This window comes from Bacillus salitolerans (assembly GCF_042680805.1).
Taxonomy (GTDB): Bacteria; Bacillota; Bacilli; order Bacillales; family SA4; genus Bacillus_CJ; species Bacillus_CJ salitolerans.
Window position 1 is genome coordinate 225,353 of sequence record NZ_JBHUEM010000020.1, and the last position, 16,237, is coordinate 241,589.

General features: G+C 36.5%; 17 protein-coding genes. 15 read left to right on the top strand and 2 right to left on the bottom strand.

All coding sequences use genetic code 11. From position 1 onward, the window contains the following. Positions 1–8: 8 nt before the first annotated feature. The 13 genes from ACFSCX_RS12740 to ACFSCX_RS12800 all read left to right on the top strand — a co-directional run bounded on the left by ACFSCX_RS12740 (position 9) and on the right by ACFSCX_RS12800 (position 10,860). Positions 9–566: an NADPH-dependent FMN reductase gene (locus ACFSCX_RS12740; protein WP_377928632.1), complete on the top strand. Its 558-nt coding sequence runs from the start codon at positions 9–11 to the stop codon at positions 564–566. Positions 567–623: 57 nt separating this feature from the next. Continuing rightward, positions 624–1,133 carry a 3-hydroxyanthranilate 3,4-dioxygenase gene (locus ACFSCX_RS12745; RefSeq protein ID WP_377928795.1) on the top strand — a complete coding sequence of 170 codons (510 nt, stop codon included), beginning with the start codon at positions 624–626 and terminating at the stop codon, positions 1,131–1,133. Beyond that, positions 1,118–2,122 carry an amidohydrolase family protein gene (locus tag ACFSCX_RS12750; RefSeq protein WP_377928633.1) on the top strand — a complete coding sequence of 335 codons (1,005 nt, stop codon included), beginning with the start codon at positions 1,118–1,120 and terminating at the stop codon, positions 2,120–2,122. Before ACFSCX_RS12745 ends, ACFSCX_RS12750 begins: the two co-directional genes overlap by 16 nt. Positions 2,123–2,128: 6 nt before the next feature. Continuing rightward, positions 2,129–2,590 carry a RidA family protein gene (locus tag ACFSCX_RS12755; protein WP_377928634.1) on the top strand — a complete coding sequence of 154 codons (462 nt, stop codon included), beginning with the start codon at positions 2,129–2,131 and terminating at the stop codon, positions 2,588–2,590. A gap of 12 nt (positions 2,591–2,602) precedes the next feature. Next, positions 2,603–4,063: an aldehyde dehydrogenase gene (locus ACFSCX_RS12760; RefSeq protein WP_377928635.1), complete on the top strand. Its 1,461-nt coding sequence runs from the start codon at positions 2,603–2,605 to the stop codon at positions 4,061–4,063. A gap of 72 nt (positions 4,064–4,135) precedes the next feature. After that, positions 4,136–4,915 (top strand): 2-keto-4-pentenoate hydratase, encoded by a 780-nt coding sequence (locus tag ACFSCX_RS12765; RefSeq protein WP_377928636.1) that lies wholly within the window; start codon positions 4,136–4,138, stop codon positions 4,913–4,915. 13 nt (positions 4,916–4,928) lie between these two features. Then, positions 4,929–5,804, top strand: a complete 876-nt coding sequence (locus tag ACFSCX_RS12770) for an acetaldehyde dehydrogenase (acetylating) (RefSeq protein ID WP_377928637.1) — start codon at positions 4,929–4,931, stop codon at positions 5,802–5,804. A gap of 30 nt (positions 5,805–5,834) precedes the next feature. Beyond that, entirely contained in the window at positions 5,835–6,890 is a 1,056-nt protein-coding gene (gene dmpG / locus ACFSCX_RS12775; protein WP_377928638.1) for a 4-hydroxy-2-oxovalerate aldolase, read from the top strand. Continuing rightward, the gene (locus ACFSCX_RS12780) at positions 6,868–7,656 is read left to right on the top strand and encodes a 2-keto-4-pentenoate hydratase (protein WP_377928639.1); all 789 of its coding nucleotides are present in this window, start codon (positions 6,868–6,870) and stop codon (positions 7,654–7,656) included. The genes dmpG and ACFSCX_RS12780 overlap by 23 nt, the downstream gene beginning before the upstream one ends. A gap of 197 nt (positions 7,657–7,853) precedes the next feature. Then, positions 7,854–8,861, top strand: a complete 1,008-nt coding sequence (locus ACFSCX_RS12785) for a TRAP transporter substrate-binding protein (RefSeq protein WP_377928640.1) — start codon at positions 7,854–7,856, stop codon at positions 8,859–8,861. A 19-nt stretch (positions 8,862–8,880) separates the two neighbouring features. Further along, complete coding sequence (locus tag ACFSCX_RS12790; protein WP_377928641.1) at positions 8,881–9,360, top strand: TRAP transporter small permease; 480 nt, start codon at positions 8,881–8,883, stop codon at positions 9,358–9,360. Then, entirely contained in the window at positions 9,357–10,637 is a 1,281-nt protein-coding gene (locus tag ACFSCX_RS12795) for a TRAP transporter large permease (protein ID WP_377928642.1), read from the top strand. Before ACFSCX_RS12790 ends, ACFSCX_RS12795 begins: the two co-directional genes overlap by 4 nt. Before the next feature lie 22 nt (positions 10,638–10,659). Continuing rightward, positions 10,660–10,860 (top strand): 2-hydroxymuconate tautomerase family protein, encoded by a 201-nt coding sequence (locus tag ACFSCX_RS12800; RefSeq protein WP_377928643.1) that lies wholly within the window; start codon positions 10,660–10,662, stop codon positions 10,858–10,860. Between the two features lie 65 nt (positions 10,861–10,925). On the opposite strand, the gene ACFSCX_RS12805 is transcribed toward ACFSCX_RS12800, so the two are convergent. Together ACFSCX_RS12805 and ACFSCX_RS12810 are read right to left on the bottom strand one after the other, a co-directional pair. Further along, a complete protein-coding gene (locus ACFSCX_RS12805) occupies positions 10,926–11,144 on the bottom strand; it encodes a hypothetical protein (protein ID WP_377928644.1) in 219 nt (72 codons plus the stop codon). A 294-nt stretch (positions 11,145–11,438) separates the two neighbouring features. Then, a complete protein-coding gene (locus ACFSCX_RS12810) occupies positions 11,439–13,496 on the bottom strand; it encodes an ATP-binding protein (protein ID WP_377928645.1) in 2,058 nt (685 codons plus the stop codon). A gap of 258 nt (positions 13,497–13,754) precedes the next feature. Between ACFSCX_RS12810 and ACFSCX_RS12815 the strand changes: the two genes are divergently transcribed. Together ACFSCX_RS12815 and ACFSCX_RS12820 are read left to right on the top strand one after the other, a co-directional pair. Then, positions 13,755–15,449, top strand: coding sequence for a M3 family oligoendopeptidase (locus tag ACFSCX_RS12815; RefSeq protein ID WP_377928646.1), 1,695 nt, complete (start codon positions 13,755–13,757; stop codon positions 15,447–15,449). Positions 15,450–15,628: 179 nt separating this feature from the next. Further along, positions 15,629–16,150 (top strand): HD domain-containing protein, encoded by a 522-nt coding sequence (locus ACFSCX_RS12820; RefSeq protein ID WP_377928647.1) that lies wholly within the window; start codon positions 15,629–15,631, stop codon positions 16,148–16,150. Positions 16,151–16,237: the final 87 nt, after the last annotated feature.

The window sequence follows — 16,237 nt, forward strand, 5'->3', positions numbered from 1 at the left end:
AAGGTTTAATGAAACTACTAGGTATTTCTGGAACAATCATCGGTTCAAAAACGGGAATTATTGTAAGAAGAGTACTGGAAGAAGTGAAGAATAAACATTCGGATATTGAAGTTGAGTATCTAGATATGATGGATTATGATGTCCAGTTCTGTGATGGAAGGGAGCCATCTACTTATTCAGAGGATACCAAAAAGGTAATGGAAATGGTATCCACTGCAGACTTTTACATTATTGGTACACCCATTTTCCAAGGATCTATAACAGGTGTATTAAAAAACTTATTCGATTTAATAAATCCTAATGATTTTCGGAATAAGGTGATGGGATTTGTTGCAAACGGAGGAACATATCAGCACTACCTGGTCATTGAAAATCAATTAAAGCCAATTGCAGGATACTTTAGAGCGTTTGTAGCTCCAAGCTACGTATATGCACATAGTGACCATTTCAATCAACACAATGAACTAGTCGATTCTAATGTTTTGGAAAGAATTCATTATCTTGCTGATGAAGTAGTTTTTATGCAAAAAGCATTAAGATCCAATCATCCTAACTTAGTAGATTAAATTATTCAAAAATTGGGGGAGATTCCTTTGCAAAGACAATTCATACCGATTAATTTAATGCAATTTATTGAAGACAGCAAAGACCAGCTCAAGCCACCTGTAAATAATAAGCTTGTTTGGAAGGACGCAGAATTAATGGTGATGCTTCTAGGTGGACCGAACAAAAGACGTGATTTTCATGTAGACCCTTCAGAAGAGATATTCTATCAAGTAAAAGGTAGTTGTTACGTCGAAGTTATAAACAGTGAAGGAAAGCGTGAGGTTGTCGAAGTGAAAGAGGGAGAAATGTTCTTACTTCCAGCTAATGTTCCTCATTCACCGCACCGAGTTGCAGACACAATTGGATTAGTTATTGAACGAAATAGAGCTGAAGGTGAGCTAGAGGACTTTGTTTGGTTCTGTGATGAGTGTGATCATGAAATGCACCGCGTAACAATCCAACTAACCAATATCGAAGTACAGGTAAAGGAAGCAATTAATGGCTTTAATAGTAATTTAGCGCTTCGAACATGTAATAGCTGTGGTCACGTTATGCCGGTGGAAGCGAGTGAATGGAAATGCGAGTAGATTTTCATACTCACATCATCCCAGAAAATTTTACCGAATTAACAAAACATTTGACAGGTGAAAGATATCCGACTCTCCAGCGTACATGTGCATGCGGAGCAAACATTATGATTGCTGATAAAGTATTCCGTGAGGTAACCGATCAAGTTTGGAGCCCAGAAAAGCGTATGAAGGACATGTCAAAAGAAAATGTGGATATTCAAGTACTTTCCCCAATCCCAGTCACCTTTTCCTACAATGCACCTGTTGCTGAAGCGGAACAATTAGCACGTATTCAAAATGATTTCATTGCGGATATTGTAAGTCAATATTCTTCTAAATTTATAGGACTCGGTACTGTTCCGATGCAAGATGTAACCGTTGCTATTCGAGAAATGGATCGATGTATAAATGAGTTGGGTTTAAAAGGAATTGAGATAGGAACAAATGTAAACGGTAACAACTTAGACGATCCTTCGTTACTGGAATTCTTTGAGATGGCTGAGAAATGGGATGTACCCCTTTTTATCCATCCATGGGAAACTTTAGGGAAGGAACGAATGCCAAGGCACAATTTAATGTACACGATAGGTATGCCGAGTGAAACAGCATTAGCTGGTGCTAGTTTAATTCTTGGGGGAGTCATGGAGAAGTATCCAAACCTAAAAATCTGTTTTGCGCATGGTGGCGGGGCATTACCATATCTACTACCAAGACTCGACCAAGGTTGGAAAGTGTGGCCTCATTTACGGTTACTTGAGGAACCACCTAGCTTTTATGCAAAGAAGTTTTATTTTGATTCCTTGGTAAATGACCCTATTAATGTGAATTACTTGATCCAAAATTTTGGGTATGAACGCATTATTATGGGTTCAGATTATCCGTTTTTATTAAGAGAGGTTCCACCTGGAAAGGTGATTGATGATACGTTAAGTCTAACAGATGAGCAATCTGCTGCAATCCTTGGGTTAAATGCACTACGCTTCCTAAATATGAAGGTTAAGGTGTGATAATCGATGAAGAACGAGACCATTTCACCTGAACAGCGGTTAGAAGAACTTGGGATTACCTTACCTCCTATTAGACCATCAGCTGGTAATTATATAAGCTGTGTACGTACAGGAAATCTTATATTTACTGCTGGTCAAGGTACAGATGAATACCGCGGTAAATTAGGAGAAGATGTAACAGTTGAAGTTGGTTATGATGCAGCAAAACAATGCATGATTAACCTCCTAACTGTTATTAAACATGAACTTGGAGAATTGAGTAAAGTAAGAAAGGTTGTAAAACTGTTAGGGTTTGTAAATAGTTCGCCTTCTTTTATTGACCAACCGAAAGTCTTAAATGGGGCGTCAGATTTACTTGTGCAAGTGTTTGGAGAAAAAGGAAGGCATGGTAGATCTGCTGTTGGAATGGCACAACTTCCAAATAATAACGCCGTAGAAATTGAGATGATTTTAGAAATAGAGGAGTAGGGGGGCATAACATTGAGTCCAATCAAACAACAAGTCATTAAAGACTCAAAACTCTTTATTAACGGAGAATTTAAGGATTCTGTTTCCGGAGAAACCTTTGATACTATTGACCCTTCAACCAACCAGAAGCTTGCTTCAGTAGCAAAAGCAAATGAACAAGATGCTGCCAACGCTATTGAGATTGCGAAACAGACGTTTGATAGTGGTAGTTGGAGTGAAATGCCTGTTGCAGATAGGTCCAACATACTTTGTAAAATGGCAGATCTTGTCATGGAAAGAGTAGATGAATTAGCATTGATTGAGACTCTAGATGTAGGAAAACCTATAAAGGAAAGCAGGGGTTTTGATATACCTAGGGCGGCTGCTAATCTGCGTTTCTTTGCAGAGATGGCGAATTATCTTCACCATGAGCATTACGATCATTCTAAATATATGTCGTATTCAAAGTATTCACCAGCTGGAGTTACCAGCTTAATCATTCCCTGGAACCTACCTTTTATGCAAATGACCTGGAAAGCTGCTGCTGCCATGGCTGCTGGAAATACAGTTGTGGTAAAACCTGCTTCCTATACTCCATTAAGTGCAGTAATGCTTGGAGAAATTGCAAATGAAGCTGGGCTACCACCAGGAGTTTTAAATATTATCACAGGTCCCGGGAATACGGTCGGAACGAGAATGACCAACCATCCATATGTAAGAAGAATTTCCTTCGTCGGTGATAGTACGACTGGTCGAACTGTTATGCAAAACGCAGCTAGTCAACTTACTCCAGTATCACTTGAACTTGGTGGGAAATCAGCGAATATTGTATTTGAAGATGCGGACCTAGAGGAAGCAGTTGCTGGATCTATTGAAGCAATCTTTAGAAATCAGGGTGAAATCTGCTTAGCTGGATCTCGTCTATTTGTACAAGAAAGTATTTATGATTTATTTTTAGAAGAGTTTATAGAAGCGGTAAAAAAAATTAAAGTGGGTGACCCATTAAGTGAAGACACCGATATGGGAGCATTAGTATCAAAGGCCCACTTAGAATCTGTCGATCAATATGTACAAATTGGTCTATCAGAAGGTGCGAAGCTAGCGATTGGTGGAAAACGAGTTGCTGGATTTGAACAGGGAAACTTTTATGAGCCGACCGTTCTTTATGATGTTAATAATAAGTCAACAGTTGCTCAAGAAGAGATATTCGGCCCTGTTTTGGCAGTAATACCGTTTCATACAGAAGAGGAAGCCATTCGACTAGCCAATGATTCCATTTATGGTCTTGCCGGCGTGGTGTGGACAAATGATTTGAGACGTGCTCATCGAGTTGCTTCTCAAATCAATTCCGGGCTTATATGGATAAATTGCTGGTACTACCGTGATTTAAGAACACCATTTGGTGGATCTAAAGCGAGTGGAGTGGGGCGTGAAGGTGGTAGACATAGCTTTGAATTCTATACAGAGGCTAAAACGATTACGTTGAAGTTATAAAAATGACCTATAAAGAGTGAAACATTGTCACTCTTTATTTTTCTTAATGTACAAAGCTAAAGGAGTGAATATATGAATCTTCTAATTGAAGATCTTGCCATTCAATTACTAGATGCTGAGAGGAGTAAGACGGCTATCCCACCTCTTTCTGAACAATACAAAGAATTAAATGTGACAGATGCCTACCAAATTCAATTAGCACTTATGAGGAAAAAATTAAACGAAGGTAAAAAGGTGATTGGAAAAAAAGTGGGCTTAACAAGTAGAGCTATGCAATTAATGCTTGGAGTAAATGAACCCGATTATGGGCATTTACTAGACGATATGAAGGTTGAGGATGGAGATTCAGTAAGAATAAAGGAGATGTTATCTCCCAAAGTAGAGGCAGAGATAGGATTCGTTCTATCTGAAGATTTATCAGGACCTAATGTTACATATATAGATGTCCTAATGGCCACTAAGTATGTTGTACCGACTTTAGAAATAATTGATAGCAGAATTGCAGATTGGAAGATACGATTAGTAGATACCGTAGCAGATAATGGGTCATCAGCAAAAGTAGTCGTAGGAAAGAATACTGTACAGATTGAAGGATTAGATTTACGTAGTATAGGAATGACCCTTTATAAGAATGGTGAAATCGTTTCAACCGGATCTGGAGCAGCTGCTCTTGGCCACCCAGCTCATGCAGTAGCTTGGCTAGCCAATAAGCTATATGATTTTGGAATTACCCTTAAAGCAGGAGAACTTATTCTACCAGGTGCACTAAGTGCAGCAATTGACGTACAGCAAGGGGACATCATCTCAGCCGCTTTTGGATCGCTTGGTTCAGTTTCAGTGACATTTGAGTAGAGGAGTTGATAGTTTGGGAAAAATAAAAGCAGCTATTCTTGGTTCTGGAAATATTGGTACTGACCTTATGTATAAACTAGAACGCAGTAATGTCATTGAATTATCAGCGTTAATTGGAATTGACCCTGACTCAGATGGGTTGAAGCTTGCCTATGAAAAAGGATATCAAGTTTTTTCAAACGGCATTCAAGATCTAATCAATCATCCAGATATGGCAGAGATTGTGTTTGATGCAACTTCTGCTAAAACACACTTACTACATGGGCCTGTCTTAAAAGAATTAGGTAAACTCGCCATAGATTTGACTCCTGCTGCAATAGGTCCATTTGTCTGTCCAACAGTAAATTTAGATCCAAAAATTGAGCTATCAAATGTAAACCTAATTACTTGCGGAGGACAGGCCACAATTCCCATCGTACACGCAGTAAATACGGTGTCCGATGTGTCGTATGCAGAAATAGTTGCCACCATATCAAGTAAGAGTGCTGGTCCTGGAACACGAGCAAATATAGATGAATTTACCATTACAACGAAAAGAGGAATCGAAGAAGTTGGAGGGGCTGACCAAGGAAAAGCGATTATTATTTTGAATCCTGCCGAACCTCCAATCCTTATGCGTGACACGATATATTGTGAAGTGAAGAATATGGATCAATCTGCTATCAGTAATTCTATCTATGCAATGGTAGAGAAGATGAAGGAGTATGTACCTGGATATCGCTTAAAGCAAGATCCATTATTTGATGAGAATAGGGTAACGGTATTTGTTGAAGTACAAGGGGCTGGAGATTATTTTCCCGTATATGCCGGAAACCTAGACATTATGACTGCTGCTGCAACGAGAGTCGCGGAAGTGCTTGCTAAGGAAATTCTTCATAAGAAAATATGAATATTGCTAATTAGAGAGGAGGTTAGTTAGTTGGATCTTAAGAATGATAGATCGATTAGAGTCACAGAAGTTTGTTTACGTGACGGTAGTCATGTTCTTTCACATCAATATACGGAGGAGCAGGTGCGTAGCGTTGTTCGTGGATTAGATGATGCCGGGATGCATTATATAGAGGTAAGTCATGGAGATGGACTAGGAGGCTCAACTCTACAATTTGGCAAATCCCTTGTTAATGAAATGAAACTAATAGAAGCAGCAGTTGATGAAAGTAATCATTCAACAATAGCAGTTCTGTTACTCCCTGGAATTGGCACTGTACATGAACTAAAGGAGGCGCACCGTTTAGGAGCTGGGTTGGTAAGAGTGGCGACACACGTAACGGAAGCAGATGTTTCTGCCCAGCATATCCATATGGCCCGTGACCTTGGGATGGAAACATTAGGATTTTTAATGATGGCACATATGACTCCGATTAATAAGTTAGTAGAACAGGCAAAATTAATGGAAACTTATGGGGCACAGGCTGTGTATGTGACTGATTCGGCAGGTGCGCTTCTCCCAGGTCAAGTTCGAGAAAGAATTGCGGCACTTCGTGAATCATTGCAAATAGAAGTTGGTTTTCATGCTCATAACAATCTATCATTAGCGGTTGCCAATACACTTATTGCCATAGAAGAAGGAGCAACAAGAATAGATGGAAGTTTACGCTGTTTAGGAGCTGGGGCTGGAAATGCACAAACAGAGGTTTTACTCGCTGTACTAGAACGAATGGGAGTAGACGTTGGGATTGACATATATAAATTGATGGATCTTTCGGAGAATATTATTGGTCCATTAATCCCCCGCGCTCAAGAAATTAATAAGGGAAGCCTTGTATTAGGATACGCAGGTGTTTATTCTAGTTTTTTACTCCATGCAGAACGTGCGGGTAAACGTTTCAATTTAGATCCAAGGGATATTTTAATAGAATTGGGAAAGCGAAAAGTAGTGGGTGGTCAGGAAGACATGATCTTAGATGTTGCATCGGAACTTGCACAATCCTATGTACAAAGGGGGTTAAAGCATGACACTAGCATCAACTATTGAAACAGAAATAGTGGAATACTTATACACGGCTGAAAAGGAAAAACGTGAAGTAGTTAAGGTAACAGACCACTATCCAAATCTAAGCTTCTCAGATGCATATTCGATTCAACAAAAACTTATAGAACGACACCTTCAAGATGGTTCTCGCTGTATCGGTTACAAGCTCGGTTTAACGAGTAAAGCGAAACAACAAATGATGGGAGTTCATGAAGCTATTTATGGTTACTTAACAGATGACATGCTTTCACTAGAGTGGGAGCCACTTGAATATAAACAATTCATTCATCCAAAGGCAGAACCAGAAATTGCCTTTCTAATCGATGAAGACTTGAAAGGTACGAATCTCACTGCGGAAGATGTATTACGTGTTACGAAATATGTAGCACCTGCTATCGAAATTATTGATAGCCGATATTTAAACTTTAAGTTTACTCTGACTGATGTAATTGCAGATAATTGTTCCTCCGCAAAGTTTCTAATGGGAAGCAAATGGATGTCCCCTTCTCGTTTAGATCTAGGCAACCTTGGCGTGTTCATGTCAAAAAATGGGGAAGTGGTTCAGGTTGGTGCAAGTGCTGCAGTTTTAGGACATCCTGCAACGTCAGTAGCATGGGCAGTTAACAAACTTGGAGAGGTTAATAAGGGTATTAAAAAAGGGGAAATCATACTAAGTGGGGCAATTTCAGAAGCCATTAGTTTTAAACCTGGGGATACGATCCATGTTCAGTTTTCTGATTTAGGAAGTGTTGCATTTTCATGTAAATAACTGTTGATTGGTTCTAGCAAGTTATTAATTGGATATTCAAATACGGTAACTACTTTACACTTGTTTATGTAAATCGATATTAAAATCCGAATACGTCATAAAAACTTGTACTTAATACAATATTCATGTGGTGATTTCCGTCAAATGATAGGGCTATTGTGAAGGATTATTATAAAAACGAGAAGGGTGTGCTAGAAATGCAAAAGTTAAATAAATGGGGAATGATTCTTTTAACAACGGCTCTGGTTCTCGCAGTGGCTGCCTGTGGAGGAAGAACCGTTTCCAACTCTGATTCTAGTGAGACTTATCATTTTAAACTTGCGCATATTACGCCTACTGATCATATGTGGCATAAGGCTGCTGAAAAATTCAAAGAGGAACTTAATGCTCGTTCTGGCGGTAGAATGATAGTAGAGATTTATCCAGCAAGTCAGTTAGGTACTGAAGCTGACATGGTCCAGCAAATTTCAGCAGGGTCGGTTGATTTTGGCTTTATTACTGCAGCATATATGAGCTCACGTGCACCTGCTTTTACAGCATGGTTTGCTCCTTATGCATTTGAGAATTTAGAAAGTGCGAATAAAGCACGTGAAACAGAAGTTGCTAAAAAAATTCTAGGTACATTAGATGAACAAGGTATAAAGGGCCTAGATTACTTGTTTGCGGGAAACCGTGTAATGATATTTAAAGATAAAGAAGTGATGAAGCCAGAAGATATGAAGGGGTTAAGATTTCGAGTTACACCAAGTCCACCACTACAGGATTTTTACAAATCATTAGGGGCATCTCCAGAATCTCTTCCACTTCCAGAGGTGTATGCCGCTGTTCAAACGGGTGTTATCGATGGAATGGATATGGATTTAGATGCAACAATTACGAATAAATATCATGAAGTTACGAAATATGGTGCTGTGACCAATCACATGGTATGGCCTGCTGTTGCCATGATGAACAAAGGAACATTTGAAAAGCTTTCAAATGGCGATAAGAAAATCATCAATGAAGCCATTAAAGCAGCAGCTGAGTATGCGGTTACAACGCGCTCTGCACAAGAAGAAGAATTTAAAAAGACGCTTAATGACTCAGGAATGAAAATTTATGAAATTGACCAAAAGTTGTTCGAGCCTTATATTAAGCAATTTGATGAAAAATATGGCCCTACTGATCCATTGATTCAGGAATTTCTCGATACATTCCGTAAGTAATCGAATTGGAGGTTAAAATGTGAAAGTTATAAGTGATAGAATAGCCAGTTTCGAAAAGAAACTGGCTATGATCCTCATGTTTGCAATGGCGGTCATCATAGCACTGGCCGTATTCTTTAGATATGTTATTAATTACCCTTTATTTTGGGCAGGAGAAATTTCCATCTTTCTATTAATCTATATAACGTTTATTGGAGGTAGTCTTGGTCTAAAGTATAACTCACAGGCATCTGTTACTATTTTGACAGATTATTTACCTGAAAAAGCAAATAAAATGATAGCAATATCAGGTCATATATTTATGCTGTTATTCATGACCATCCTTCTATTTTATTGTTTTAAGTGGATCACTTCACCAAATGTAGCATTGCAAAAATCAAGTGCGATATTACTTCCTATGTGGGTTCCTTATTGTATACTACCCATTGGCCTATCATTCTCAACACTCCACATACTTAACAATTTATCAATCCTCATAAAAGGTGATGATAGGCAATGATTACAATCGTGATTGTGTCCTTTATCGTATTCTTGCTCATGGGAATCCCAATTTCAATGGTTCTTGGGATGACTACCATTGTGTATTTTTTAGTAACTGGAAATGCAATATTGCTAGATTCAACTCCCCAGAGACTCTATTCAGGTATGGAAAATTTCGGTCTACTCGCAATTCCACTTTTTATGTTAACCGGAGAATTAATGAATAACGGGGGAATTACCAATAGACTTGTTGTATTTTCTAGAAAACTAGTAGGTCATGTTCGAGGTGGGCTTGCATATGTCACGATTATTTCAAACATGTTTTTAGCTTCAATCCTAGGATCGGCTAACGCACAAGCCGCGATGATGAGTAAAGTAATGGTTCCTGAAATGGAGAGAGAAGGCTATAAAAGAGAATTCTCGTCAGCCTTAACTTTAGCATCTTCTATCGTAGCACCCATTATTCCACCAAGTATGATTTTTATCATTTATGGGACTCTTTCAGGCACTTCAATTGGTGCTCTATTTATGGCAGGTATTTTACCTGGAATTATGTATGGAGTAGGTTTTATTGGCCTTATTGCCTATATAGGTTATAAGAATAGTTTTCCAAGAAGTGAAAGGTCCTCGATGAAGGAAGTGTGGCAATCGTTTATCAAAGTCTTGCCAGCACTCCTAGTTCCATTCATAATAACTGTTGGAATATTGAGCGGTGCCTTCACTGCAACAGAATCAGCAGGTGTAGCAAGTGTTGTAGCCTTTATTGTCGGAATGTTTTTTTATAAAGAATTAAAATGGAAGAAACTCCCGACTATTTTAATAAACACAGTAATTAGTACCGCAACAGTTACGTTTTTAATTGCAATGGCAAATCTATTTGGGTGGATAATTGCTTTTGAACAAGTTCCACAATATATAGCGAACTCTATGCTTTCAATTTCCAACAGCCCGTTTGTTTTTCTTTTATTAGTCAATATCTTTTTATTATTAATCGGTACAGTCCTTGATGGGATTGCTGCCTTAATTATTTTGGTTCCTGTTTTTATGCCATTAATTACTGCCTTTCAAATAGACCCAATTCACTTTGGTGTCATCATTTGTATTAACTTAACAATTGGGTTATTAACGCCTCCTGTGGGAACTGGATTATTTATTGTTTCATCTATTGCCGAGGTAAGATTTGAAAAATTAGTTAGGGCAATTTTACCGATGTTATTCCTAGGAATAATGATTTTATTCATCATCACATACTGGGAAGGTTCAACCTTACTTATACCAAAATGGTTAGGCTATTAACGTTTTTTGGAGGTGAAGTTTGTTGCCCATTATTCAAGTGCAAATTCTAGAAGGAAGAACAGACAATCAGATCAGAGAATTAATCAAAGAATTAACTGATGCAACTGTAGGATCTTTACACGTAGAACCTAACCAAGTTAGGGTGATTGTAACAAAGATTCCAAACCAATATTGGGGAGTAGGGGGAAGGACGAAAGCTGACCTAATGAATAGTGATCAATAGTGTTCAAATAAAGAACAGTACTTTGTAAATGAAAGTACTGTTTTTTATTTGAATTTATATTGTTACTATTTCTTTTTCTTTTTTGTATCTTCAGCTAAATGCTTCATTTTTAATGCTTTTTCCAACGTAACATATACATGAAAGTTCATTTCATCAACATTTCTCACATCATCAATTTTCCCTTTACGACCTTTTATCGTTACATTTTCACCAACAGAGGGAACCCTTTTAAGAAGCTGACTTAATAAGAGATGCTTGTTTTCATAAAAATATACATTAAACATTTTCTCACCTTTTCTTCTAATAGTTTATGCTTCTAAATGAAGCTTTTCTATAGACTATTAAAGGTAAGCTTATTTTAGAATCGTCTAGTATATTTTTTTGTATAGTGACAGTTAACAAAAAAAGTAGGGTTAAATGAATAGTAGGAATAGATAATCAGTTAACTAGAATTGTATTATGTCAACTAAATAGATGGATTCAGTTTCGAAATGGCATTTTTGATAGGGAAGAAATCCATGTTGAGATATGAGGGATAAAGTAACATACTTTATCGCCCTCATTAGTAAAGGTTATATTTAATCGACCCCTGTGTATTCGGGTAGTATAATGGTAAACCTTGTCCCTAAACCTAATTCACTAGTTGCAGAAATCTTACCCTTGTGCTCTTCAATAATTTTATAAGATACCATCAACCCTAAACCAGTTCCTTTTTCTTTTGTTGTATAAAATGGCTCACCCATTCTTTCGAGTTGTTCTTCTTTCATTCCTGGTCCATCATCACTTATGACTATTTCAACCATTTCCTTTGTATAAGAATGGACTTGAATATCAATCCTTCCAGAATCATTGATAGACTCAATGGCATTTTTAACTAGATTTACAAATACTTGCTTCATTTGATTTTCATTACAATGGACGAAAAAGGCTTCCTTCGAATACTTTTTATGTATCTCAACATTATGAAGCACTGCTTGGGTTTGAAGTAACAAAATAATTTCATCAAGTAGCACTAGAAGATTGACAGTTTTGAAAGTGTTCGAATGCGGTTTTGCTAAAACAATTAACTCACTAGAGATTTCGTCAATTCTATCTAATTCATTTTCCATTATGGTTAGATATTGATCTAAGTTTTCGACTTTCGACGATTTTATTAACTGTAAAAATCCTTTTAATGATGTAAGTGGGTTTCTTATTTCATGAGCAATACCAGCTGCCAATTGACCAGCAATCGACAATTTTTCTGATTTTAATAGTAATTCTTGGGAAGACTTTCGATCTGTTAAGTCCCTAATCATCGTAATTGAACATTCTTCTCCATTAAACATTGTCAGCATAGTCTTCGTTTCTACTTCCAGTATACGGTTTTTATGAGTGATTAACTTACTGTTTGTAAGAAGAATTTCATTCTTATTATCCTTGTTGTGGATGGTTTCAAATGTAATATAGTCATGTTCTCTTCCAATTAGATCCTCTTTTATTTCAAAGTCTAGTAGTTTTACAGCTTCTTCATTTACATATACGATTTTCCTATCATTTTTAATCACAATAGCTTCTGGTAATTCTTCTATTAATCCCTTATATAACCGTTCGCTTCTTTCTAACCTCTCTTGATTCGTTTTTATATTGTTCTCAGCGGGTCTAGTAAATCTTGAGGTGAAAAGATAAGCAATAAAAATGGCGAGAAATATAAAAACGATAGCCGCGTAAAACATAATTTGATTAATGGAGGCTGCTCGCTCCGTTAGTTCTTCCTGCTCAATTAATGCGACAAACTTCCACCCAAGTTTTGGGGAAGTATACACATTTAGTAAGTAAGTTACTCCATTTTTCTTCGCTTCAGTCATACCTTGAAAAAGATCGTCAGTAGTTTTAATGTTATTAAAGCCGAGTTCTATAATATGCTTTGCATTATATTGAGGAAATTTTGGGTGTGATAAAATAGTGCCATCTTCTTGTACTAACAATAGATATCCTGATCTTCCAATATTAATCCCTTCAATTAGAGCCGTTAGGTTTTTTAAGCTAACATCTATACCTTGAACTCCAATGATATTATTGTCATTATCTTTAATTGTTTTTACAGTACTTACTATATGAGTGTCATCGATTTGGTTATAATAAGCTTTTGTTCGTAAAACTTCGTCGGGCTGATTAATCGCTATATCATACCACGGCCTAAGTCTAGGGTCATAATAAGAAAGTGTTTGACCTTCTGGCCATTGTACATAACCACCATCTGTTGTCCCCATATAGATGTAGGCTATATTTTCATGAGTTTCTCCGAACTCCTTATAAAGAGCATAGATTTCTTCTTCGATACCCCCTGCTTTTGAAGGGGACATATTCGTTGATAAATAAGGTTGCTCAGTATTCATATAGGTAGTTAGATTCTTTGCTTTTCTTACAACATCTGTATTTGATAGGAATGAAGAATTTTCTTTAATTGTTTCAAAATATAGATGGATTGCCTGTTCTACCTGAATAATTTCCTTAGTAGTTGATTCCTCAAATACTTCATATGTTTCTTTTGTTACGAAATAATTTGTGATAGCGCTTGAACAAATAATGGGAAAAACGGCAATGAAAATAAATGCAATAAACACTTTATTATGTATATCAAAAAGCTTTTTCATTTTTCCACTCCATATTGGATCGAATTAAATAGAATATTTTTATTATTAAATAAATTTACTAAATTATAACATAATCTGAAATTTTTATGACAGAAAACAAGGGATTTAAAGATAGTAAGAATGATGAATGTGATTGATGCAATGTTCAAAAAAAATAATTCGATAGACGAAATTTTAGTAAAAATATAGAGGAATCTCATGACCAATTGGCAAATTACTAAAAGAAACATTTTAGAACATACTTAGGGGGTAAGATTGATGAAGTTTGAAGAATATCAGTATAAGAGGCCTAGTTTAGAAGATCTAGAAAGAGATTTTACTCAATTACTTAAAAAGTTCCAAGTCGCGGAGTCCTTTGAAGAACAAAATGGAGTGATGTTTGAAATTAACGATTTGCGTTCTGAATTTGAGAGCTTAAGGCAGATTGTCCAAATTAGACAAACCATCGATACAACAGATGAATTCTATAAAAAGGAAAAAGAATTTTTTAACGAAATAGGGCCAGCATATAAAGGACTAATTACAAAATTTTATGAAGAACTTACTTCTTCAAAATTTCGTCCACAACTAGAAGAGAGGTGGGGAAAACAATTATTTTTATTAGCTGACACTCAGTTAAAAACATATTCATCAGAGGTCTTAAGTGACATGCAAGAGGAAAATAAACTCGTAAGTGAGTATGTTAATTTACTAGCATCAGCAAAGATTCCCTTTGATGACGATGAAAAAAACCTTTCTCAATTAATTCCGTATCACCAATCACCAGATCGAGCTATACGTAAAGAATCAAATGAAGTAAAATACAGTTTTTTTGTTGAACACGCTGAACATTTAGATGAGCTTTACGATAAGCTAGTAAAGGTTCGGACAAATATTGCAAAGAAACTTGGGTTTTCCTCATATACTGAATTGGCGTATGCCCGATTAAATCGAACAGATTATAATGCAGAAATGGTGGCAAAATTTCGTGATCAAGTAAAAGAATATATCGTTCCGTTGGCAACTAAATTAAAACAAAAACAACAAGAACGTATAGACGTTGATTCATTAAAGTATTACGATGAAAGCTTCAGCTTTAAAACAGGTAACCCAGACCCCAAAGGAAATGCAGAGTGGATTGTTGAACAAGGTAAAAAAATGTACGAAGAAATGTCAACTGAAACAAATGAGTTTTATACGTTTATGGTTGAAAACAACTTAATGGATTTACTAAGTAAATCTGGCAAAGCTGGTGGAGGCTATTGTACCTATATCAGTAAATATAAATCTCCTTATATTTTCGCTAATTTTAACGGAACAAAAGGGGATGTTAGAGTATTAAAACATGAGGTTGGGCATGCCTTTCAAGTCTATGAAAGTCGCGGATATGAAATTCCAGAGTATGGATTTCCGACATTGGAAGCCTGTGAAATCCACTCAATGAGTATGGAATTTTTTGCATGGCCTTGGATGGAGCTCTTCTTTGAGGAAGACACAGATAAGTATAAATTCTCTCATCTAAGTGAAGCTGTTCTTTTTATTCCATATGGAGTAGCAGTGGATGAATTCCAACATTTTGTATATGCAAATCCAGAAGCTACTCCAAATGAACGAAAGCTAGCTTGGAGAGAAATAGAGAAAAAGTATTTACCTCATCGAGATTACGAAGGGAATGAATTCTTAGAAAATGGTGGATTCTGGCAGCAACAAGGACATATTTACAAAGTTCCCTTCTATTATATCGATTATACACTTGCTCAAATTTGTGCTCTCCAATTTTGGAAGAAAAATCAGGATGATCCAGAAATAGCTTGGCGTGATTATTTACATCTTTGCAAGCTAGGAGGAAGTAAATCCTTTACAGAGCTTGTAAAAGAAGCAGATTTAATTTCTCCTTTTGAAGGGGATTGTGTTAAATCCATAATTGATGAGATAGAAACATATTTATTTTCGATTGATGATAAAGCACTTTAGTGGCTAGGTTCACAGTAAGGGTACAGTTTAAAGCTGTCCCCTTTTTTGTGTGTAAATAAGAACCTATTCATACTAAAGTGAGACTTTGACAAATTAAATTTAATAAGTAATTCATTGATAATAACTAATACTTATGGTAAGATTCTAAAAATTTATATATTTTAAGGGGGACGAAGTTGATGAGATATGTAACGCTATCAGAAATATACAACCACCGAATTGCTCAGAAATATTTGTCTCGATCAGGAGTTGTTCATGCGATTGCATGTGCTTACCATGCATTTAAATTAGCAAGACAAATGAATGTATCAGTTGATTTGGCAACAAAAGCAGCATTTTTACATGACATGGGCCACTATACGTGGTACCGTGACGGAAAATGGGATTTTGACTTATATAAACGTAATGATATACATGCGATTAAAGGTGCTGAAAGGGCACACAAATTATTAATACGATTAGGCGAAAATCCTAGATATGCAAAAGAGATTGCCATCGCCATATTGTTTCATACAGATTCGTATATAAACGAAGGCATTGTTAAGCGTACACCACTTCAAGAAATCACAAAGCTAGCAGATGAGATGGATGAAGAACAAGCTGGATTACATCACTATAGGATTATTAAAGAAGATAAAGCCAAAAAAATGATAGAACGATTAGATACGTTAGTAGTTGCAGAATGTAAATTACAAATGTAATTCAAGATTGTGTTCGTTAAAAGATATGCTTGTTCTATTATTGAACCCTCACACGATATATACGATTCGGTTATTTTTACCAATTCA